Annotated in this window: 18 protein-coding genes; 11 read left to right on the plus strand and 7 right to left on the minus strand. The window is 71.1% G+C overall.

The features are described from left to right. Positions 1-50 precede the first annotated feature (50 nt). The 6 genes from ACIPY5_RS05630 to ACIPY5_RS05655 all read left to right on the plus strand — a co-directional run bounded on the left by ACIPY5_RS05630 (position 51) and on the right by ACIPY5_RS05655 (position 5092). A complete protein-coding gene (locus ACIPY5_RS05630) occupies positions 51-413 on the plus strand; it encodes a Fe-S protein (RefSeq protein ID WP_400967664.1) in 363 nt (120 codons plus the stop codon). A 164-nt stretch (positions 414-577) separates the two neighbouring features. Further along, positions 578-1597 (plus strand): hypothetical protein, encoded by a 1020-nt coding sequence (locus ACIPY5_RS05635; RefSeq protein ID WP_400967667.1) that lies wholly within the window; start codon positions 578-580, stop codon positions 1595-1597. A 12-nt stretch (positions 1598-1609) separates the two neighbouring features. After that, positions 1610-2176, plus strand: coding sequence for an RNA polymerase sigma factor (locus ACIPY5_RS05640; RefSeq protein ID WP_400967670.1), 567 nt, complete (start codon positions 1610-1612; stop codon positions 2174-2176). After that, the gene (locus ACIPY5_RS05645; protein ID WP_400967673.1) at positions 2163-3215 is read left to right on the plus strand and encodes a hypothetical protein; all 1053 of its coding nucleotides are present in this window, start codon (positions 2163-2165) and stop codon (positions 3213-3215) included. Before ACIPY5_RS05640 ends, ACIPY5_RS05645 begins: the two co-directional genes overlap by 14 nt. A gap of 144 nt (positions 3216-3359) precedes the next feature. Then, positions 3360-4820 carry an MFS transporter gene (locus ACIPY5_RS05650; RefSeq protein ID WP_400967677.1) on the plus strand — a complete coding sequence of 487 codons (1461 nt, stop codon included), beginning with the start codon at positions 3360-3362 and terminating at the stop codon, positions 4818-4820. Positions 4821-4888: 68 nt separating this feature from the next. Further along, entirely contained in the window at positions 4889-5092 is a 204-nt protein-coding gene (locus ACIPY5_RS05655; RefSeq protein WP_309339635.1) for an AsnC family protein, read from the plus strand. 75 nt (positions 5093-5167) lie between these two features. On the opposite strand, the gene ACIPY5_RS05660 is transcribed toward ACIPY5_RS05655, so the two are convergent. The 3 genes from ACIPY5_RS05660 to ACIPY5_RS05670 all read right to left on the minus strand — a co-directional run bounded on the left by ACIPY5_RS05660 (position 5168) and on the right by ACIPY5_RS05670 (position 9237). Beyond that, a complete protein-coding gene (locus ACIPY5_RS05660; protein WP_400967680.1) occupies positions 5168-6118 on the minus strand; it encodes a hypothetical protein in 951 nt (316 codons plus the stop codon). 45 nt (positions 6119-6163) lie between these two features. Continuing rightward, entirely contained in the window at positions 6164-7198 is a 1035-nt protein-coding gene (locus ACIPY5_RS05665; RefSeq protein WP_400967683.1) for a S66 peptidase family protein, read from the minus strand. Between the two features lie 170 nt (positions 7199-7368). Further along, complete coding sequence (locus ACIPY5_RS05670; protein ID WP_400967686.1) at positions 7369-9237, minus strand: phosphoenolpyruvate carboxykinase (GTP); 1869 nt, start codon at positions 9235-9237, stop codon at positions 7369-7371. A 109-nt stretch (positions 9238-9346) separates the two neighbouring features. Here ACIPY5_RS05670 and ACIPY5_RS05675 point away from each other — a divergent pair, with 109 nt between their 5' ends. Further along, complete coding sequence (locus tag ACIPY5_RS05675) at positions 9347-10786, plus strand: helix-turn-helix domain-containing protein (RefSeq protein ID WP_400967689.1); 1440 nt, start codon at positions 9347-9349, stop codon at positions 10784-10786. Between the two features lie 46 nt (positions 10787-10832). Next, positions 10833-11498 (plus strand): SDR family oxidoreductase, encoded by a 666-nt coding sequence (locus ACIPY5_RS05680; RefSeq protein WP_400967692.1) that lies wholly within the window; start codon positions 10833-10835, stop codon positions 11496-11498. A gap of 28 nt (positions 11499-11526) precedes the next feature. Here ACIPY5_RS05680 and ACIPY5_RS05685 read toward each other — a convergent pair whose 3' ends face one another. Beyond that, the gene (locus ACIPY5_RS05685; protein ID WP_400967695.1) at positions 11527-12597 is read right to left on the minus strand and encodes a winged helix DNA-binding domain-containing protein; all 1071 of its coding nucleotides are present in this window, start codon (positions 12595-12597) and stop codon (positions 11527-11529) included. Between the two features lie 152 nt (positions 12598-12749). Between ACIPY5_RS05685 and ACIPY5_RS05690 the strand changes: the two genes are divergently transcribed. Genes ACIPY5_RS05690 through ACIPY5_RS05700 form a run of 3 tightly spaced genes read left to right on the plus strand, consistent with a single transcriptional unit; the run spans position 12750 to position 15619 of the window. Then, positions 12750-14162 (plus strand): ferric reductase-like transmembrane domain-containing protein, encoded by a 1413-nt coding sequence (locus ACIPY5_RS05690; protein WP_400967697.1) that lies wholly within the window; start codon positions 12750-12752, stop codon positions 14160-14162. A gap of 33 nt (positions 14163-14195) precedes the next feature. Beyond that, positions 14196-14780 (plus strand): FMN-binding protein, encoded by a 585-nt coding sequence (locus tag ACIPY5_RS05695; protein WP_400967700.1) that lies wholly within the window; start codon positions 14196-14198, stop codon positions 14778-14780. After that, positions 14777-15619 (plus strand): FAD:protein FMN transferase, encoded by an 843-nt coding sequence (locus tag ACIPY5_RS05700; protein WP_400967703.1) that lies wholly within the window; start codon positions 14777-14779, stop codon positions 15617-15619. The genes ACIPY5_RS05695 and ACIPY5_RS05700 overlap by 4 nt, the downstream gene beginning before the upstream one ends. 66 nt (positions 15620-15685) lie before the next feature. Here ACIPY5_RS05700 and ACIPY5_RS05705 read toward each other — a convergent pair whose 3' ends face one another. The 3 genes from ACIPY5_RS05705 to ACIPY5_RS05715 form a co-directional block, all read right to left on the minus strand. Further along, positions 15686-16696, minus strand: coding sequence for a sensor histidine kinase (locus ACIPY5_RS05705; protein ID WP_400967706.1), 1011 nt, complete (start codon positions 16694-16696; stop codon positions 15686-15688). Continuing rightward, complete coding sequence (locus tag ACIPY5_RS05710; protein ID WP_309342395.1) at positions 16693-17361, minus strand: response regulator transcription factor; 669 nt, start codon at positions 17359-17361, stop codon at positions 16693-16695. The genes ACIPY5_RS05705 and ACIPY5_RS05710 overlap by 4 nt, the downstream gene beginning before the upstream one ends. A gap of 180 nt (positions 17362-17541) precedes the next feature. Next, on the minus strand, positions 17542-18993 hold the full coding sequence (locus ACIPY5_RS05715) for a glyceraldehyde-3-phosphate dehydrogenase (RefSeq protein ID WP_400967711.1): 1452 nt from the start codon (positions 18991-18993) through the stop codon (positions 17542-17544). Positions 18994-19077: the final 84 nt, after the last annotated feature.

Genomic DNA, 19077 nt, shown 5'->3' on the forward strand with positions numbered 1-19077 from the left:
TGAGGTGCGCCTACCTGGCGCCGCCTTCGGTCCGGGCATAGCCTGAGGCCATGGAGACCCTCCGCGCCATCGTCGTGTTCATCCACCTGCTCGGCTTCGCCACTCTGTTCGGCGCCTGGCTCGCTCAGGCCTTCGGGGGCAAGCGCGAGTTCACGCAGCTGATGAACATCGGCCTCGCGATCGCCGGCCTTGCGGGCCTCGCCCTCGCCGCGCCGTGGGGTATCACCTGGACCCCCGGCATGAGCTTCTACATCAAGATCACCGTGAAGCTCGTGGTGCTGGTGATCATCGGCGCGCTGATCGGAATGGGCATGGCCCGCCAGAAGCGCGGCGAGAAGGTGCCCGCCGGCATGTTCTGGAGCGTCGGCGCCCTCACCCTGCTGAACGCGGGCCTCGGCTACTTCTGGCACTGAGCGCACGCCGCTCGACGAACTCTCATGGGACGCGGGATCCGATCTTTCGGATCCCGCGTCTTCGTGTCCGAAGAGTCATCCCGGAACTCCGATGTCAGGATCCGGCGCGACGCGCAACCTTTGAGGGTGAGAGCCGCGACAGGCTCCGGAAGAGAGGTCACCGCATGAAGCGCACCCGCACGGCCGCCGTCCTCGCCGTTACGATCCTGGCCGCGCCGCTCGCCGGCTGCTCGACGCCGTCCGCGGTCCCTTCCGGGACGATGAGCACCTCGGAAACGACGTCCGCGTCGGAGACGATGCCCGATCTGCCCGAGAAGGACATCGCGCATTGGGTGATGCCGATGGATCAGTTCACGGTGCCGGCCCTGGATCATCTCTCGAACTATGCGTCGAATCGGCAGATGGAGACGTGCATGACCGGGGAGGGCTTCACTTGGCCGATCCCGATCGAACCCACCGACGACGCGAGCTATCTCACCTACCCGAAGAACCCATCGTCATTCCCGGCGCTGACAGTGGAGATCGCGAAGCAGTTCGGATACCGAGCGAACTACATACCCGGCGTCTGGCTGCCGGATGGCCGCCAGACCTTCACGAAACTGAATCGCATCGCCGCGTCATCGCCCGGATTCGAGCCGGTGTTCCAGGCGTGCCTCGACGCAAGTCGAAAGATCTTCGATGACACGAAGGTCGTGGACATCTACAACACCCAGAACATGTGGCACAACGAGGCGACGAAGGATATGTTCGACGATCCTGCGGCGCAGAAGGCCGGTGCCGCCTGGAAGCAGTGCCTCGCCGACGCGGGCTATGACGTCGACATCTCCGCGCCGAGCACGGAGAACGGGGCGATGCCGACGCAGAAGCTCGGCGAGGAGATCGGCCTGTACATGCCCCGGCCGACGACACCGCCGAGGGCGGACGGCGGTACCTACGGCGATACCGAGGCAGACCCGGACGCGGAACGACCGGCACCGACATCCGCCGAGATCGGCCTCGCCGTCGCCGATGCCACGTGCCGCGACTCGAGTGGTTGGACGAAGGCGATCTACGACGCGCTCTGGAACGCCGATCTCCTGATCATCCGGAACCACGGCGATCAACTGAAGCGGATGAAGACCGAGCTCGACGCGATGTCTGTCCAAGCGCGGCGGATCATCGCCGAGAACCCGCCGCTGCACTGACGGGAATCCACGATGGATGAACGCCGTGTCGCCTTCGAGGCACTCTTCGCCGAACACCACACCGCCGTGCTGCGGTACATCGAGCGCCGCGTCGATGACCGCGAGCACGCGAGGGAGCTCACCATGGACTGCTTCGAGATCGCCTGGCGGCGCTTCGACCCCGCGCAGCCGTACCGCCGCCCCTGGCTGCTGCAGACAGCACGCAACCTCGTCGGCGACGCGTATCGCAAGCGCGATCGCGAGCGGGAGGGCCTGCGGGACCTCGCGTCGGCAACCCGGCCCGCCGACGACCTCGCGCACGTCGAGCTGCGCCACGCGCTCTCGCTGCTCCGCCCTGCCGACCGCGAGGTGCTCGAACTGCACTACTGGGACGGTCTGAGCGCCGAGGAGATCGCCGAAGTCGTGGGCTGCCGCACCGCGGCGGCCTGGAAGCGGCTGAGCCGCGCACGCGCAGAACTGCGGTCGATGCTGCAGGAGCCCGCCGGCTCACCGACCGACGGCGATGACGTGCCGAACGGCACGAGGAGACCATCCGCATCGACACCCGGGAAAGGGGTGATGACGTATGCCATTGACTGATGAGCTGTTCGAGACGCTGATCCGCGAGGCCGATCCTGCGCGGACGCCGATCGACATCGAGCCGACCGCCGCCGACTGGGCCCGCCTGCACCGCATGCTGGATGAAGCCGCCGATCCGTCCCGGGTACGGGCGAAGCGCACGCGGCTGATCGGTGACCGCGTTGCGTCGCTTCGGCGTCGCGTCCGCGCATCACGCCCGCTCCGGATCGCGTTGCGCTCCGCCTGGGCCGCCCCGGCGCTCGCCGCCGTCGTCGCGATCGGACTCGCGATCGGCCCGATCACCGCAGTGCCCGCCTATGCCGTCACTCCGCCGGCACTCGTCGCGCAACCGATCGCACAGAGCGCCGACGAGGTGCTCGCAGAATCGATCACCATGCTGCAGAAAGCTCCGGCCCGTGCCGCGACCCGCGACGCCCTGGTCGTGCGCTGGGCATTGCGCGACGACGGCAAAGCGGATCCGGTGATCGTGCCGGAGTGGCAGGAATGGGTGTGGGACGCGGACGGCACCGGCCACCTCGAGTCGCGCACAGGCGCACCCTACTCGGTGACGAAGGACGGCACCATCGTCCCGCCCGCCGGCGAGGCTCCGAAGGAGGGCACGGCGCTGCCCGGCACCGGGCACCACAGCTCGAACCTCTACTTCGCCGAGCCGCCGGCGGACGCGTCCGGACTGCGGTCGTACATCGAGGATCGGGTCGGATTGAGCGGGAACGTGGACGCGCTCGGGATCTGGGGTGTGGTGAGCTCGATTCGCGACAGTTGGGCACTCAGCCCCGCGCAGCAGGCCGCGGCACTGCAGCTGCTCCGCGATGCGGGCGGCGTGAGCGTGCTCGGCACGGTCACCGATCGTCTCGGCCGCTCCGGCATAGCGCTGAAAGTCACCTCGTCGAAGCGACCGCAGTTCACCGCGACCGTGGTGCTGGACGCGGGGACCCGCGAGATCATCGCCGCCGACACGATCTATCAGGGCGGATCCACGATGAAGCTGAACGTCGCCCCCGGCTCGGTCATCGAGTACAAGGCCTGGCTGTCGCGCTGAGGCGCGCGCGGTCGCGGCGTCGCACTCCGCCACGGCCGCGTGTCCGCCTGTGGATCGGCTGAACGTCGGGCGTAGACTCCCCCGTGCTCGTCGCACGGCTGGGGACCCGGCGAGCGCAGATCGACGCACCGACCGGAGGACCGCATGAGCACCGACACCGTGACCGCACCCGCAAATCCCAGATCCCGGGTGATCCTCGCCAGCCTCATCGGCACCACGATCGAGTTCTACGACTTCTATGTCTACGCGACCGCCGCGGTGCTGGTCTTCCCGATCCTGTTCTTCCCCACCGGCAACGACACCACCGCGCTGCTCGCCTCGTTCGGCGTCTTCGGCGCGGCGATGATCGCTCGCCCGATCGGCGCCATGGTCTTCGGGCACTTCGGAGACCGCTACGGACGCAAGGCCACGCTCGTCGCCTCCCTGCTCACGATGGGCATCGCGACCTTCCTGATCGGCCTGCTGCCCACCTTCCAGCAGATCAACTGGTGGGCGGCGCTGCTGCTGCTGATCCTGCGACTGGCCCAGGGCTTCGCCCTCGGCGGGGAATGGTCGGGCGCGGCCCTCGTCGCGACCGAGAACGCCCCGGAGGGCAAGCGCGCCTGGTATGGATCCTTCCCGCAGCTGGGCGCCCCGCTGGGCTTCATCATCGCGAACGGCCTGTTCCTCATCATCAACGCGCTGCTGCCGCACGCGTCCGATCCGTCGCTCAAATCGGAGGCGTTCCTCAGCTGGGGCTGGCGCGTGCCGTTCCTGTTCTCCGCGGTGATGGTGATCATCGGCCTCTGGGTGCGCCTCAAGCTCGTCGAGTCGGAGACCTTCAAGCGCGCAGAGGACAAGGGCACGATCCGCAAGCTGCCCCTCGCGACCGTGTTCCGTCACCATTGGAAGCACCTGATCCTCGGCACCTTCGTGATGCTCGCGACCTACGTGCTGTTCTACCTGATGACGAACTTCACGCTCTCGTTCGGCACCAAGCCGGCATCGGTCGAGGTCGCGGCCGCCGCCGCGCAGAAGGCCGCAGAGGCCAAGGGCGCCGCCTTCGATCAGGCCGCGTTCGCCGCGCAGTTCTACCCGGGCCAAGGCTTCGGCTACACCGACTTCGTGGTCATGCAGATCATCGGCGTGGTGTTCTTCGGCGTCTTCACGCTCGTATCCGGACCGTGGGCGGATCGGATCGGGCGCCGCAAGCTCCTCATCTGGACCACGGTCGCGATCATCCTGTTCGGCTTCACCTTCCCGCTGTTCCTCGGGCAGCACGCCGGCGAGCCGTTCGCGGTCGTGCTGACCCAGTCGTTCCTGATCCTCGGCTTCCTCCTCATGGGCATCACGTTCGGACCGATGGGCGCGCTGCTCCCCGAGCTGTTCCCGACCAACGTCCGATACACGGGATCCGCCGTCGCGTACAACGTGTCGTCGATCCTCGGCGCCGCCGTTGCCCCGCTCATCGCGGTGTGGCTGTGGCAGACGGCGGGCGGATCCTCCTGGCTCGTCGGCCTCTACCTGTCGGCGATGGCCGTGCTCACCCTCATCGCGCTGATCCTCATCCCGGAGACCAAGGACCATGCCTACGAGGACGACCTCGGCGTGTCCGCCGGGAGCTGAATCGGATCCGTCAACATCGATTGACAAGCCTCCTCGTGTCAACAAGCATTGACACGAGGAGGTTCTTCATGATCAAGACGGCACAGGCGACGGATCCCCACGGCGAGCCGCTCGCCGAACTGCACCGGCTGGTCGCGGCGCGACGCGACATCGCCCGCGCAGAGGAGGTGCAGGTGCGCCGCGCCCGCGCGAACGGCTACTCCTGGCAGGCGATCGCGAGCGCGCTCGGCACCACCCGACAGGCGGCGCATCGGCGGTTCGGACGGCACTGAACGCCGCGAGGCGTCAGCCGAACGGGCCGGGCATCAGCCGCCGGCCGCATCGGCTCAGCCGCCGCCCGCATCGGCTCAGCCGCCGGCCGCATCCGCCCAGCGCAGCACCCGCAGGGCGCGCAACGTGACCCAGCGGCTGGGGAAGCCCTCGCGCTCGCCGTCCATCTCGAACGGCGTCGGCCCCTCGTGCGTGTTCTCCAGACGCCACGCCCCGTCGGGACCCTGCTTCGCCCGCAGAAGTTCGATCGCCTCGGCGCAGCGCGGATCGCCCGCGGGCCGTGCTCGACGCAGATAGTCCAGGCCGCGCAGGACGTCGTAGAACCAGCGCACCGGGTAGGACGTCATCGTGAAGCGCGGGTCGATGACCTCCCCCGTGCGGCGTCGTCGGAACAGCCGGCGATCGAGAAGGTACTCCTCCGCGGCGAGCCGCACCGCCCGCGCCTCCTCTGTGCCGCCGGTCGCCTGCTCCCAATCGAGCAGGCCTTCGAGAACGCAGATCGTGGAGTGCAGGGACGAGGTCGTGGCCCCGTACTCGGCCCAGCAGTTCCATCCGCCGTCGTCGAGCCGGGTGTCGAGCAGGGTCTTGACGACCGCGTCCCCCGGCTCGCCGACATAGGCGGCGATCGACAGCGCCACGCCGTTGATGCAGGGTTCGATCTCGCCGTCGAAGTAGGGCGGGGAACCAGGCTGATCCCACCGCACGCCGTCGCGCACGCGCGCGATCGCCTGCCGCATGCGCTCGTCCGCCGGATCGACCCCGAAGTCGACGAGCTGCTGCAGGCTGAAGTGCGTGGCGGTCCAGGCGTCGTACATCGGGCGGCTCTCATCGACCCATCCCGGCCGGTACACCCCGCCGTCCCACATGCCGTCCTCCGCCTGCAGCGCGAGCAACCGGGCACCCCACCCCTCGGAGGCGACACGGGCGCGCTCCGCGGCGACGTCCTCCGCAGAGGCGTCCGTCAGATCCCTCAGAACCTGCCAGCGGATCGCAGGATCCCCGTCCATCAGGTACTCGATGACGTCCATGCCGCGACGCTACCCCTCGACCCCGACACGCGCACAGGGTGCGCGCTACGAGAAGTCCGCGTGCACGCGCCGGGCGGCGCCGTCGAGCGTCAGCGTGCCGCCGTAGGGCAGGATCCACTGCGGTCTCGTGTGCCCGAACGGCACCCCGACGCAGACCACGGCTCCGGGGTTGTACCGCGCGAAGGCCGCGAGCACGGCGTCCCGCTGCGCCGCACGAGCCGCAGCGCGCTCCGGCACGGCGGGGACGAACTCGCGCGTGCTCACCGGAGGGCGAGCCACGACGACCCCCGCCACCCTGCCGAGCAACCCCCGCTCCCCGTAGGCGTGCAGCTGCTCGGCGACCGCCGCGGCCGGAGTCAGCCGTTCGCTGGTCTCCAGCAGCAGGATCGCGCCGTCGAGCTGCTCCGGACGCGGGAACCGGTCGGCGAGGGCGAGCTGCGCGAGCACCTCCACGCAGCCGCCCCAGCTCGGCCCCGACACCGTCCCGGCGGGACCGCCCCAGACCCACGGCTCGGTGGGCTCGCGGTCGCCGTGCTCGTCCAGCGCCGCCGGATCCTGCCATCGCCGCCCGAAGTCCTCGGACTCCCCCGGCTCCGTGACCTCGATGACACCGCCGTCGAGCAGCGCAGCCCGCAGCGATCGCGCATGGACGTCATCGACGGCCGGCCCTGCGCCGAGGTGCACCTGCGTGGACCCGCCGTAGAAGCCCGCGATGCCGTGCCGCTGCAGCCAGTTCAGGATGTTCGTGTTGTCGCTGTAACCGAGGAACGGCTTCGGATCGGCCTGTGCGAGCGCAGGATCGAGGTGCGGGGTGACCAGGATCTGGTCGTCGCCGCCGATGGTCGCGAGGATCGCCCGGATCGAAGGATCGGCGAAGGCGTCGTTCACGTCAGCCGCGCGTGCTTCGGCGCTCGCGCCGAGCTGCCGCGTCGTCGGGTACTCGACGGGCACGAGTCCGGTGAGCCCGGTCAGCCGGCGCATCGCCTGCTCATGGATCGCCGCCGAGACCGCGGGCGCGGCGAAGGCCGGCGAGAGCACGGCGACGCGGTCGCCGGGGCGGGCCTTGGGCGGATGCAGCATGCGTCCCACCCTAGGTCGCCCGCGGGGGGGGTCGCCGGCGCAGGAGGCCGCCCGCGCAGAAAGCCGCGGCGACAGGATGCCGGGGGCCACTCAGCCTTTTCGCCCCTGACATCCCGCCGCCGCGGGTCCTGGTGGATCCGGGCGCTCTCGCGAGCGGCCCGGATCACGTCTTATGCGCTCGCCAGGCGGTAGCGCAGCGAGGCGAGCTCGGTGGTGAGAGCCGCGGGGAGGCGGTCGCCGAAGGTCGCGAAGAACTCCTCGGTCGAGTCCGCCTCGCGGGACCACGACGCGGCGTCGACGCGGAACAGCTCGGCGAGATCCTCGTCGGTCACGTCCGCGCCCTCGAGGTTGAGGTCCTCGATCTTCGGCAGGCGCCCGATCGGGCTGTCGACCGCTCCGACCTCGCCCTCGATGCGACGGATGATCCAGTCGATCACGCGGGCGTTGTCGCCGAAGCCCGGCCACAGGAACCGGCCGTCGGAACCGCGGCGGAACCAGTTCACCTGGAAGATACGCGGCGCCTTGTCGAAGCGGACCGCGCGGCCCATCTTGAGCCAGTGCGCGAAGTAGTCGCCCATGTTGTAGCCGCAGAACGGCAGCATCGCGAAGGGGTCGCGGCGCAGCTCGCCGAGCGTGCCCTCGGCCGCGGCCGTGCGCTCGGACGAGATGGTCGCGCCGAGGAAGACGCCGTGGCTCCAGTCCGTCGCCTCGACGACGAGCGGCACGTTGGTGGCGCGACGGCCGCCGAAGAGGATCACGTCGAGGGGCACGCCCTCCGGGTCCTCCCAGTCCTCCGCGATCTGCGGGCACTGCGCCGCCGACACGGTGAAGCGCGAGTTCGGGTGCGCGGCGGGACGACCGGACTCCGGGGTCCACGCGTTGCCCTCCCAGTCGATGAGGTTCGCGGGGGCCTCGTCGGTCAGCCCCTCCCACCACACGTCGCCGTCGGGGCGCAGCGCCACGTTCGTGAAGATCGTGTTGCCCCAGAGGGTCTCGACCGCGGTGACGTTGGTCGACTCGCCGGTGCCCGGAGCGACGCCGAAGAAGCCGGCCTCCGGATTGATCGCCCGCATGCGGCCATCGGCCCCAGGGCGGATCCACGTGATGTCGTCGCCGAGCGTCTCGACCTTCCAGCCGGGGATCGTCGGGCGGAGCATCGCGAGGTTGGTCTTGCCGCAGGCCGACGGGAACGCCGCGGCCACGTGGTAGGCCTTGCCCTGCGGCGAGACGACGCGGATGAGCAGCATGTGCTCGGCCATCCAGCCCTCGTCGCGGGCGAGCACCGAGGCGATGCGCAGCGCGAAGCACTTCTTCGCGAGGATCGCGTTGCCGCCGTAGCCGGAGCCGAACGAGTAGACCTCGAGCGTGTCGGGGAAGTGCACGATCCACTTCTCGTCGTTGCACGGCCAGGTGGTGTCCGCCTCGCCCTCGGCGAGCGGAGCGCCGACGGAGTGCACGGTGCGCACCCACGGGGTGCCCTCCGCGATCTGGCGGACGACGGCGGTGCCGACGCGGGTCATGATGCCGATCGATGCGACCGCGTAGGCGCTGTCGGTGATCTGCACGCCGATCTGCGAGATCGGTCCGCCGACCGGACCCATCGAGAACGGCACGACGTACATGGTGCGCCCGCGCATCGAGCCCTCGAAGATCTCGTTCATCTTCGCGTGCATCTCGGCGGGGTCCGCCCAGTTGTTGGTGGGGCCGGCATCGATCTCCTTCTCGGAGGCGATGAAGGTGCGACCCTCCGTGCGAGCGACGTCGCTCGGGTGCGAGCGGGCCAGGTAGGAGCCGGGACGCCACTCGGGGTTGAGCTTGATGAGCTTGCCCTCGTCGACGAGCTCGTGCAGCAGTGCGTCGTTCTCGGCGGCGGATCCGTCGATCCAGTGCACGCGGTCGGGCTGGGTCAGGGCGCGGATCTCCTCGACCCAGGCGCTGAGCGCGGCGAAGGCCGGCGTGTCGTACTCGGGAGCCGCACCGTACTCGCGCACGGGTGCGAGGTGGTTGGTCCGCGGGGTGGACGTCTCGGCGATGGCCATGTCTGCTCCTTAAATCCTGGGGCGTTGTGACCATTCTGCGCGAGTAATCGGCACTCTTCGGGCCGATCACGGCTTCAAGAACCTGAAATCTTTCGCTAGGATCAAAAGCATGGCTTCAGGACTCGAGCTCACCACCCTCGGACATCGCATCCGTCACCACCGCACGCGCAGCGGCATGACGCTGGACGTGCTGGGTGCCGCCGTCGGCGTCGCCGGATCGCAGCTCAGCCTCATCGAGAACGGCAAGCGCGAACCGAAGCTCTCCCTGCTGCAGGCGATCGCGAACGCGACGGGCACCGAGGTGAGCGACCTCATCTCCGGCGAGCCGCCGAACCGGCGCGCCGCGCTGGAGATCGAGCTCGACCGCGCGCAGTCCAGCTCCGTGTTCCGCCAGCTCGGCATCGCACCGGTGCGGGTCAACAAGGGCATGCCCGACGAGACGATCGAGTCGATCCTCGGCCTGCACCGGGAGCTGCACCGCCGCGAGCGCGAGGCGATCGCCACCCCGGAGGAGGCACGGCGCGCCAACACCGAGCTGCGACTCAAGATGCGCGCCCTCGACAACCACCTGCCCGAGATCGAGGCGCTCGCCGAGAAGCAGCTCAAGGCGGCGGGCCACTCCTCGGGCGCCCTCACCCACCGCACCGTGAGCATCATGGCGGAGCAGCTCGGGTTCGAGCTGCTCTACGTCGATGACCTGCCGCACTCCACGCGCTCCGTCACGGATCTCGAGCACGGGCGGATCTACCTGCCTCCGGCGTCGATCCCCGGCGGGCACGGCCTGCGCTCGATGGCGCTGCAGGCGATGGCGCACCGGCTGCTCGGCCACACGCCGCCCACCGACTACGCCGACTTCCTGCAGCAGCGGCTCGAGATCAACTACTTCGCGGCCTGCTGCCTGATCCCCGAGACGGCCGGCGTCGCCTTCCTGCAGCAGGCGAAGAAGGACCGCAACCTCGCGGTGGAGGACTTCCGCGATGCGTTCGGCGTGACCCACGAGGCCGCCGGCATGCGGATGACCAACCTCATGACGACGCATCTGGACATGCGGCTGCACTTCCTGCGCGTGGACGAGTCGGGCGCGCTCACCCGCGTGTACGAGAACGACGACCTGCCGCTGCCGACCGATGTCACCGGTTCCGTCGAGGGCCTGACGGTCTGCCGCAAGTTCTCGGCGCGGGCGGCCTTCAGCCAGCGCAACCGCACCACGGAGCACTACCAGTACACGGACACCCCGTCCGGCACGTTCTGGTGCTCGACGCAGACGGGATCCACCGACGGCGGCGGCTTCTCGATCACGGTCGGCGTGCCGTTCGACGACGCCCGCTGGTGGCGCGGCCGGGAGACCACGGACCGCGCGCAGTCGACCTGCCCGGACGAGGCGTGCTGCCGGCGCCCCCCGGCCGGCATCGCGGAGCGCTGGAGCAGCAAGGCGTGGCCGAGCGCCCGCGTGCACACGCACATGTTCTCGCCGCTCCCCCGCGGCGCGTTCCCCGGTGTCGACGACAACGAGGTGTACTCCTTCCTCGACCGGCACGCGGCCCAGTAGCGGTGCGCCGGGAGCGGCGGCGCGGATCCTCCGCTAGCGTCGGAGCATGCCCCTCGCTCTCGTCACCGGCGCCGCGCGCGCCGACAGCATCGCGGCGGGGATCGTGCCGCGCCTCCGCTCGAGCGGCTGGACCGTCGTCACGAGCGACCTGCACGATGCGGACGTTCCCGCGGATCTGTCGACCGCGGACGGCCCCGGGGCCCTGATCGCCGAAGTCGTGCGAGAGCATGGGACGATCTCCGCACTGGTGCTGAGCCACGCCTACGACGTCGAATCGGGGATCCTGGACACGACCGCGGAGAGCTTCGATCGGCACGTCGCGGTCAACGCGCGCGCCACGCTCCTGCTGATCGCGGCGTTCGCGCGCCAGGCCGCCCCCGAGGGCGAGGCGATCGTCGCCCTCACGAGCGACCACGTGACCAGGAATCTGCCCTACGGGGCGTCCAAGGGCGCACTCGACCGCATCGTGATCTCCGCGGCCCGCGAGCTCGGCCCCCGCGGGATCTCCGCGAACGTGCTGAACCCGGGCCCGATCGACACCGGCTGGATGGACGAGGGCGTCCGCGAGCACCTCGCGGGCCTGACGCCGCAGGGACGCCTCGGCCGCCCTGCCGACGTCGCGGCGCTGGTCGACTTCCTGGTGTCCGCCGAGGGGCGCTGGGTGTCCGGGCAGCTGCTCAAGTCCGACGGCGCCTTCTCCGCCGAGTTCTGAGGCCGCGGCCCGGGGGTCGGGGCGACCCTCAGTGCGTCGACACGAAGTCGGCGTAGCGGCGCAGCGCCGACGTCACGGCGGCGTGATCCGGGGACGGCTCCCCGCCGAAGAGCTCGGGGATCGGCTCGTCGCGATGCCGGCCGACCGCCGCCGAGTGCGTCCAGGCGCCGGCGATCCGGCCCGCCGCGAGCAGACTCGCGCGCACCATGCCGTTCTTGCCGGGACCGATCAGCGCCGCGCTCTCCGCACTGGCCACCGCCGAGCGATCGGCGTAGGAGATGTAGTACTCGTCGAACATGGGCAGCGCGAGCGTCGCGGCGTCGTCCGCCCCGGCGGCGCGGCGCGGACGCACCGTGCCGACGAACACGCCCTCGCCCTTCTCCGTCACCCTCGCCCGCCCCCGTTCGACGGCCTCGCGCGCCACGGTGATCGGCAGACCGGACCACCACGCGAAGTCGTCCACCGTGACGGGCCCGTGCCCGTCGACGTAGCGGACGAACAGCTCGGCCAGCGGATCCGCGGGCGGCACCCCGTCGGGGAGCCACTCCTCGCCGAGCATGAACAGCTGCTCGCGCGACACCGCGTCGTCCCGGTGCACGACCGGCCCCTGTACGAGGATGCCGCGCACGTTGAGCGCGTAGATGAGGTGCACCCCGCGCTGACCCGCCGGATCGATGCCGAGCTCGATGAGGTCGTCGAAGAGCTGCGCCCTGGTGCGCCCGCCATCGGCCAGCCGCTCGCGGAACGCGGACTCGACCCGGCGGACGAGGGCGTCGTCGATGCCGAGCTGGCGCTGGCGGCTCGCGTCCTGACGGAGCTGCCGATCGCCGGTCACGGAGAGCACCCACCGCACGTCTTCGGCCGGGATCACATGCAGGGTTCCTCGCATCGTGTGCGTGCGCACGAGCTCGCCGCGATCGAAAGCCGCGTCCACCGCGGCGAGCGTCGGAGCTCCGGACGAGCGGATGCCGAGCGCCCAGCGCCCGGCGAGGAACTCCTGCCCCTGCACGGCGAGCATGTGCCGGGCGGCGGCGACAGGGGTGCGAGCGGGGGCGGTGAGCCGGTGCGAGCGGAGCCGGTCGCTCAGGAGTGCCGTCATGGGTCCATCATGCCGCGCGGCCCGGACATCGCCCCGGGTTCCCGGCGCGTGAGCGGGGGCGGATCCGATCGGATCCGATGAGTTCCCTATGACGATGCTCAAGACGCCCGATTCTTGGGCTTCTCTGTCAAGCCGCCGCGGACGATGGTGCCATGGCAACGCTCACCCCTCTCGCACCCACCGGGCCCCTCGTGGCGACCCGTGGGCGACGGCTGCGCCCGATGCTCTGGCGTCTGGCGGCGGTGACGCTGATCTGGGCGACGAGCCTGTTCGTGCTCGCGCTCTGGGTGAGCGGCGCCGGCGTGCAATCGCTGCTCGCCTTCGACGGCGACACGCTCACGACGCTCGGCCGGCTGACCGGCCTCGTCTCGGCGAATCTGCTCCTGTATCAAGTGCTGCTCATGGCCAGGGTGCCGGTGTTCGAGCGCGGCTTCGGGCGGGACGGCATCACGCGGCTGCACCGGCTCGTGGGCTTCTGGTCGTTCTGGCTGCTCCTCGCGCACCTCGTGCTCATCACGATCGGCTACGCGATCACCGCGCACGCGAACGTGCTCGTGCAGGCGTGGGACTTCGTCTGGGACTACCCCGGCATGCTCCTCGCGACCGCAGGGACCGCTCTGCTGATCCTCGTCGTCGTGACGTCGATCCGCCGCACGCGCCGCCGGCTGCGGTACGAGTCCTGGCACCTCCTGCACCTGTACGGCTACCTCGGCGTGGGCCTCGCGATCCCGCACATGCTGTGGACCGGCGCGGACTTCACCGCCTCGGCCGGCGCGACCTTCTACTGGTGGGCGCTGTGGGCCGTGACGGCCGCGTGCGTGCTGTGGTTCCGCGTCGCCCTGCCGCTCCTGCGCAGCGCGCGCCACGGCCTGCGCGTGGTCGCGGTCGACCCGGACGGCCGGGACGGCATCTCCGTCCGCGTCGCGGGCCGCGACGTGCATCGCCTCGGCGCCAGGGCGGGACAGTTCTTCATCTGGCGGTTCCTGGACGGGCCAGGGTGGACGCGAGGGCACCCGTTCTCGCTCGCCGCGGATCCGTCCGGGGACGAGCTCGTGATCTCGGCCCGCCGCATCGGCGACGGCACCGACCGTCTCGCCGAGCTGCGCCCCGGCACGAGGGTCATGGTCGAGGGCCCGTACGGACACATGACCGGCGAGCGCCGCAGCGGATCCCGCCTGCTCATGCTCGGCGCCGGCGCGGGCGTCGCGCCCCTCGTGGCGCTGCTCGAGTCCGAGCCCTACGCGCCCGGCGAGGCGATCCTCGTGACGCGCGACCACTCCGCCGCGCACGGACTGCGCCGCGCGGAGATCGACCGGCTCGCCCTGTCCCGCGGGCTCGTGCACTACACGCTGCACGGCCGCCGCGCCGACGCCGGCACGACCTGGGTGCCCGCGACCCACGCCGGGTGGGACGGCGCGCAGCTGCTGCAGCGCATCGCCGGGGACCTGTCCCGGTACGACGTGTACCTGTGCGGGCCGATCCCCTGGATGCAGAGCATCCGCCGGGATCTGCGCACCGCCGGCGTCCCCGCAGAACGCATCCACAGCGAGGCCTTCGCCGTCTGAGCGGCGGGCGTCGGAACCGAGAGCGAGAGAATCATGAAGAAGATCGTCTACGCCGTCCTCGCCACCGTGACCGGGCTGGTCCTGCTGTTCAGCTACCGCACCTCGCTCGAGGTCGTCGCGCCGGCCGCGAGTGGTACGACGGGAACCACGGGGACCGCCGGCACGACCAAGAGCGCGTCCGGATCCTCGTCCGGGTCGAGTTCGGGCAGCACGTCCTCCGGGACGACGGCGGGCTCGTCGGGATCCGGCACGTCCTCGTCCTCCTCGGCATCCGGCACCTCGTCGGGATCCGGAGCCTCCTCGGGATCCAGCGGCGCGACCACGACCTCCTCCGGCCTCAAGGACGGCTCCTTCACGGGCCAGGCCGTCGACACCCAGTACGGCGCGGTGCAGGTCGCGATCACCGTGTCGGGCGGGCGGATCACCGACGTCTCGGTGCCGCAGTACCCGAACACCGAGCGCCGCGACGAGCAGATCAACGCGCAGGCCATCCCGATCCTGGTCTCGGAGACCACGAACGCCCAGTCCGCGCAGATCGACATGGTCTCGGGCGCCACCTTCACCTCGGACGGGTACACCCGGTCGCTGCAGAGCGCGATCGACCAGGCGAAGGCATGAGCGCCGCCCTCCCCGCCCGGGGCGCGCCGCACCGGCACGTCCGCACCGCGGCGCTCATGGGCACGGTCGCGAGCGCGCACGTGCTCACGACGACCGCCTCCCCCGACCCGGCCGTCATCGCGCGGATCGCCGACGCACAGGCCGCGGCACTCGGCGAGCTGCACGAGCTGGACGCGCTGTTCTCCCCGTTCCGCACGGATTCGCAGATCTCCCGGCTGCGCGACGGCGCGCTGCACCCCGAGGATGCGGATCCGCGGATCCTGGAGGTCTGCGAGGCGTGCGTGCGGCTCGCGGCGGAGAGCGACAGGCGGTTCGACGCGAACCGGAACGGATGGTTCGATCCGACCGGCTATGTCAAGGGCTGGGCGGTCGAGCGCGCGACCTCCCACCACCTCGCGCCCCTGCTCGCCGAGGACGAGGTGATCGCCGTCGGCCTCTCCGCGGGCGGTGACATGCAGCTGCGCACCGCGCCGGGAGCCGACTGGACCTGGAACATCGGGATCGCGGATCCGCTCCGCCCCGGCGCGCTGCGCGCGAGGGTGCCGCTGCGCGACGGGGCCGTCGCGACCTCGGGTCCCGCCGAGCGCGGCGCGCACATCGTGGACCCGCGCACCGGGAGCGCCGTGCGCGAAGCGCCGACCGCGACCGTGATCGCCGAGCGGCTGAGCGACGCGGACGCCTGGGCGACGATCGCCGTCGTCGCCGGTTTCGACGACCTCACCTGGCTGCGCGCGGCGCCCGACTGCTCCGGCATGCTGATCGCGTCCGACGGCCGGGTCCGGCGATGGGTGCACGGCGTCGAGGTCGCCGGCGCCGACGAGCTCGCGCTCCTCGGCTGAGCGCCCCGCGCCGGAGGGGCTTTCCGCCGAGTGCCCTCCGCCGAGCGCCCCTCCGCCGAGCGCCCCTCAACCGAGTGCGGAGGGAAGGCGCAGCAGGAACGTGGTGCCCGCCTCCGACGTGCTCTCGATGCCGACCGATCCGCCGTAGCGGGTGGCCACATCGCGCACCAGCGCGAGGCCCAGCCCGAAGCCGCGCCGCCGCCCGGTCTCGGGGCCACGGGCGAAGCGCGTGAAGATCCGCTCCCGGTCCTCGACGCGGACGCCGGGACCCCGGTCGACGACGCGGAACTCCGCGAGACCGCGGACCGCGACGCCGCCCCCGCCGACCACGATCGCGACGGGCGTGCCCCGGGGCGCGTGCTGCACGGCGTTGTCGAGCAGCGCCGTGCACAGCCGGGTCAGCGTCACCTCGGGCACCGCGACCCGGATGCCGGGGACCGCGTCCGCGCGCAGCTCGACCCCCGCGCTCTCCGCGATCGGCCGGATCAGCTCGACCGCGGACCGCACCGCGGCCGCGGCGTCCGTCGCCGCCGCAGGGACCGGGCCCTGATCCGCCTGCGCCGCGAGGAGCAGCTCGGTGAGGATGTCGTCCATGGCCGCCGTGTCGCCCCGCAGTCGATCGAGGGCGTCGTCGATGCCCTCCCCGCGGGCGACGCGGCGCTGCAGGATCTGCACCCGGCTCGACAGTGCGGTGAGCGGCGTGCGCAGCTCATGGCTCGCGTCGGCCACGAAGTCCCGCTGCGCCTGCAGCGCCACCTCGAGCGGTGCGACCGCCCGCCGGGCCATGAGCCACGCGATGACGCCGAGCAGCGCGACGCCGATCACGCCCAGCACGATGACCCAGGGCACCACCCGGTCCACGTCGACGACGATGTGGTCGGGGTTGTCCACCGGGAGGCCGCCCGGTCCGGGTCCGGCCGTGCCCCTGTCGTCGCCCTGCGGGCGGGAGGTCGCGAGGATCACGGCGATGAGGATGCCGACCCCCGCGGCGATCACGACCGCGGAGGCGACGCCCGTCCACAGGCCGATCTGCCGGGCCGTGCGCCGCACCCGATCGCGGTCCGCGGATCCGCTCATGTCGGATCCCCCGCGCGGTAGCCGCGACCGCGCACGGTGTCGATCATCTCGGGCGTGGTCTTGCGCCGGATGTAGTGCACGTAGGTGTCGACGGTGCCGACCCCGTCCGCCGAGGAGAACACCCCGCGCAGGATCTCCTCGCGGCTGAACACGCGGTCCGGGCTCGCGGACAGGAACTCGAGGAACGCCGCCTCCGTCGCGGTCAGCGACACGCGCCCGCCGCTCGGCGCATGCAGCACCCAGGAGTCCGGGATGAAGGTCCACTCCCCGATCGCCCTGCGCCGGCCCTCGGCCTGGAAGCCGCGGCGCAGCGCCCGCAGTCGCGCGAGCAGCTCGTCGAAGTCGAAGGGCTTCGTGAGGTAGTCGTTCGCGCCCGCGTCCAGTCCCTCGACCCGGTCCGGCACCGCGCCGAGCGCGGTCAGCATGAGCACCGGCGTCGTGATCCGGGCCGTGCGCACCGCCTCGACCAGGCTCGCCCCGTCCAGCCCGGGCAGCCGCCGGTCCACGAGCATCACGTCGTAGCGCTCGTCGAGCGCACGGCGCAGCGCGACCGCGCCGTCCGTCTCATGGTCGACGGCGTAGGTCTCGCCGAGCACCTCGAGGGTCATCTCGGCGATGTCGGCGTCGTCCTCCACGTAGAGCAGCCGCGGCCTGGCGTCGGTCATGCGGGCCTCCTGTCCTCAGGATTGCACCACACCCGCTCCAAGACGAGGCCCAGGAAAGCCCCGTTTTGGGGCGCCCTCTACGCGTTTGGGGCGCGCCCCGCCGGGAGAAGCCGGCGGGACGCGCCCCAAAACGTGAAGATGGGCCCCGAAACGAACCGGGGCGGGTCCGAGGCGGAGCGCTCAGGCGTGCAGCGTGACCTCGCGGCGCACCGGCAGCACGACGGGGTGCGAGCCGGCCATGACCTCGAGCACGCGGATGACCTGGCTCGAGTAGCCGAACTCGTTGTCGTACCAGACGTAGAGGATGACGTCGGTGCCGTTCGCGATCGTCGCGAGGCCGTCGACGATCCCGGCCCGGTGCGAGCCCACGAAGTCGGTCGAGACCACCTCGGGCGACTCGACGTAATCGATCTGCTGGCGCAGCTTGGAGTGCAGCGAGACCCGGCGCAGGTAGTCGTTGATCTCGGCCTTCTCGGCCGGACGCTCCAGGGTCAGGTGCAGCACGGCGAGCGACACGTCGGGGGTGGGGACGCGGATCGCGGATCCGGTCAGCTTGCCGGCGAGCTCGGGCAGCGCCCGGGCGACGGCCTTCGCGGCGCCGGTCTCGGTGATGACCATGTTCAGCACCGCCGAGCGCCCGCGGCGGTCGCCCTTGTGGAAGTTGTCGATCAGGTTCTGGTCGTTCGTGAAGGAGTGCACCGTCTCGACGTGGCCGCGGACGATGCCGTAGGCCTCGTCGACGGCCTTGAGCACCGGGGTGATCGCGTTCGTCGTGCAGGATGCGGCGGACAGGATCCGGTCGCCGTCCTCGATCGTGCCGTGGTTGATGCCGTGCACGATGTTCTTGAGGTCGCCCTTGCCCGGCGCGGTGAGCAGCACGCGCGCGACCCCGGTGGACTCGAGATGGCGGCTGAGGCCGGCCTCGTCGCGCCAGCGGCCGGTGTTGTCGACGACGATCGCGTCGCGGATGCCGTAGGCGGTGTAGTCGATCGTGCCGGGATCGTCCGAGTAGATGACCTGGATCCTGGTGCCGTTCGCGATGAGCTGCGAGTTCTCCTCGTCGACGTCGACGGAGCCCTCGAAACGGCCGTGCACCGAGTCGCGCAGCAGCAGGGAGGCGCGCTTGACGAGGTCGTTCTCGGCGCCCTTGCGCACCACGATGGCGCGCAGCCGCAGGCCGCTGCCGCCGCCCGTGTGCGCGATGAGGATACGGGCCAGCAGGCGCCCGATGCGGCCGAAGCCGTACAGCACGACGTCGGTGGGCTCGGCGGGAGCCGACGCGCTCAGCGCCGGGGCGAGTTCGGTGCGCAGGCGCTCCACGATCTCGGCGGCGTCGCCGTGCGCGTGCTCGACGAGGCGCCCGATGTCGAGCGACGCGGCGGAGGGGGCGAGTTCGCGCAGCGCCTCGAGGACGGCGAGGGTGTCCTCCAGCGGGAGCTCGTCGTGGCCGAGGCCGGCGACGCGCTCGTGCACCTCGAGGATCTCGGTGGTCGACAGGCCGAGCAGGCGGTGCCCGTGCAGCGACGTGACCACGTCACGATCGCGGTTCAGCCCGCCGATCAGCGGGATCATCCGCTCGGCGAGTTCTTCTCTGGCCTTCCAGTCGTCGCGGCGCGCGGCGAAGTCGTTCATCAGCGTCCTTGCATGCACATGCGCCACGGGATCGATGGCGCGGGATCGGGTGGGGGCGGATCCGCCCTCATCCAGGGTAGGCGC

The organism is Microbacterium sp. NPDC089698, from assembly GCF_044749045.1.
GTDB lineage: Bacteria > Actinomycetota > Actinomycetes > Actinomycetales > Microbacteriaceae > Microbacterium.

What these genes read in the sequence shown, in the direction of transcription:
- ACIPY5_RS05630 (WP_400967664.1), top strand. Translation starts at nt 51, where the DNA reads ATGGAGACCCTCCGCGCCATCGTCGTGTTCATCCACCTGCTCGGCTTC.
- ACIPY5_RS05635 (WP_400967667.1), top strand. Translation starts at nt 578, where the DNA reads ATGAAGCGCACCCGCACGGCCGCCGTCCTCGCCGTTACGATCCTGGCC.
- ACIPY5_RS05640 (WP_400967670.1), top strand. Translation starts at nt 1,610, where the DNA reads ATGGATGAACGCCGTGTCGCCTTCGAGGCACTCTTCGCCGAACACCAC.
- ACIPY5_RS05645 (WP_400967673.1), top strand. Translation starts at nt 2,163, where the DNA reads ATGCCATTGACTGATGAGCTGTTCGAGACGCTGATCCGCGAGGCCGAT.
- ACIPY5_RS05650 (WP_400967677.1), top strand. Translation starts at nt 3,360, where the DNA reads ATGAGCACCGACACCGTGACCGCACCCGCAAATCCCAGATCCCGGGTG.
- ACIPY5_RS05655 (WP_309339635.1), top strand. Translation starts at nt 4,889, where the DNA reads ATGATCAAGACGGCACAGGCGACGGATCCCCACGGCGAGCCGCTCGCC.
- ACIPY5_RS05660 (WP_400967680.1), bottom strand. Translation starts at nt 6,118, where the DNA reads ATGGACGTCATCGAGTACCTGATGGACGGGGATCCTGCGATCCGCTGG.
- ACIPY5_RS05665 (WP_400967683.1), bottom strand. Translation starts at nt 7,198, where the DNA reads ATGCTGCATCCGCCCAAGGCCCGCCCCGGCGACCGCGTCGCCGTGCTC.
- ACIPY5_RS05670 (WP_400967686.1), bottom strand. Translation starts at nt 9,237, where the DNA reads ATGGCCATCGCCGAGACGTCCACCCCGCGGACCAACCACCTCGCACCC.
- ACIPY5_RS05675 (WP_400967689.1), top strand. Translation starts at nt 9,347, where the DNA reads ATGGCTTCAGGACTCGAGCTCACCACCCTCGGACATCGCATCCGTCAC.
- ACIPY5_RS05680 (WP_400967692.1), top strand. Translation starts at nt 10,833, where the DNA reads ATGCCCCTCGCTCTCGTCACCGGCGCCGCGCGCGCCGACAGCATCGCG.
- ACIPY5_RS05685 (WP_400967695.1), bottom strand. Translation starts at nt 12,597, where the DNA reads ATGACGGCACTCCTGAGCGACCGGCTCCGCTCGCACCGGCTCACCGCC.
- ACIPY5_RS05690 (WP_400967697.1), top strand. Translation starts at nt 12,750, where the DNA reads ATGGCAACGCTCACCCCTCTCGCACCCACCGGGCCCCTCGTGGCGACC.
- ACIPY5_RS05695 (WP_400967700.1), top strand. Translation starts at nt 14,196, where the DNA reads ATGAAGAAGATCGTCTACGCCGTCCTCGCCACCGTGACCGGGCTGGTC.
- ACIPY5_RS05700 (WP_400967703.1), top strand. Translation starts at nt 14,777, where the DNA reads ATGAGCGCCGCCCTCCCCGCCCGGGGCGCGCCGCACCGGCACGTCCGC.
- ACIPY5_RS05705 (WP_400967706.1), bottom strand. Translation starts at nt 16,696, where the DNA reads ATGAGCGGATCCGCGGACCGCGATCGGGTGCGGCGCACGGCCCGGCAG.
- ACIPY5_RS05710 (WP_309342395.1), bottom strand. Translation starts at nt 17,361, where the DNA reads ATGACCGACGCCAGGCCGCGGCTGCTCTACGTGGAGGACGACGCCGAC.
- ACIPY5_RS05715 (WP_400967711.1), bottom strand. Translation starts at nt 18,993, where the DNA reads ATGAACGACTTCGCCGCGCGCCGCGACGACTGGAAGGCCAGAGAAGAA.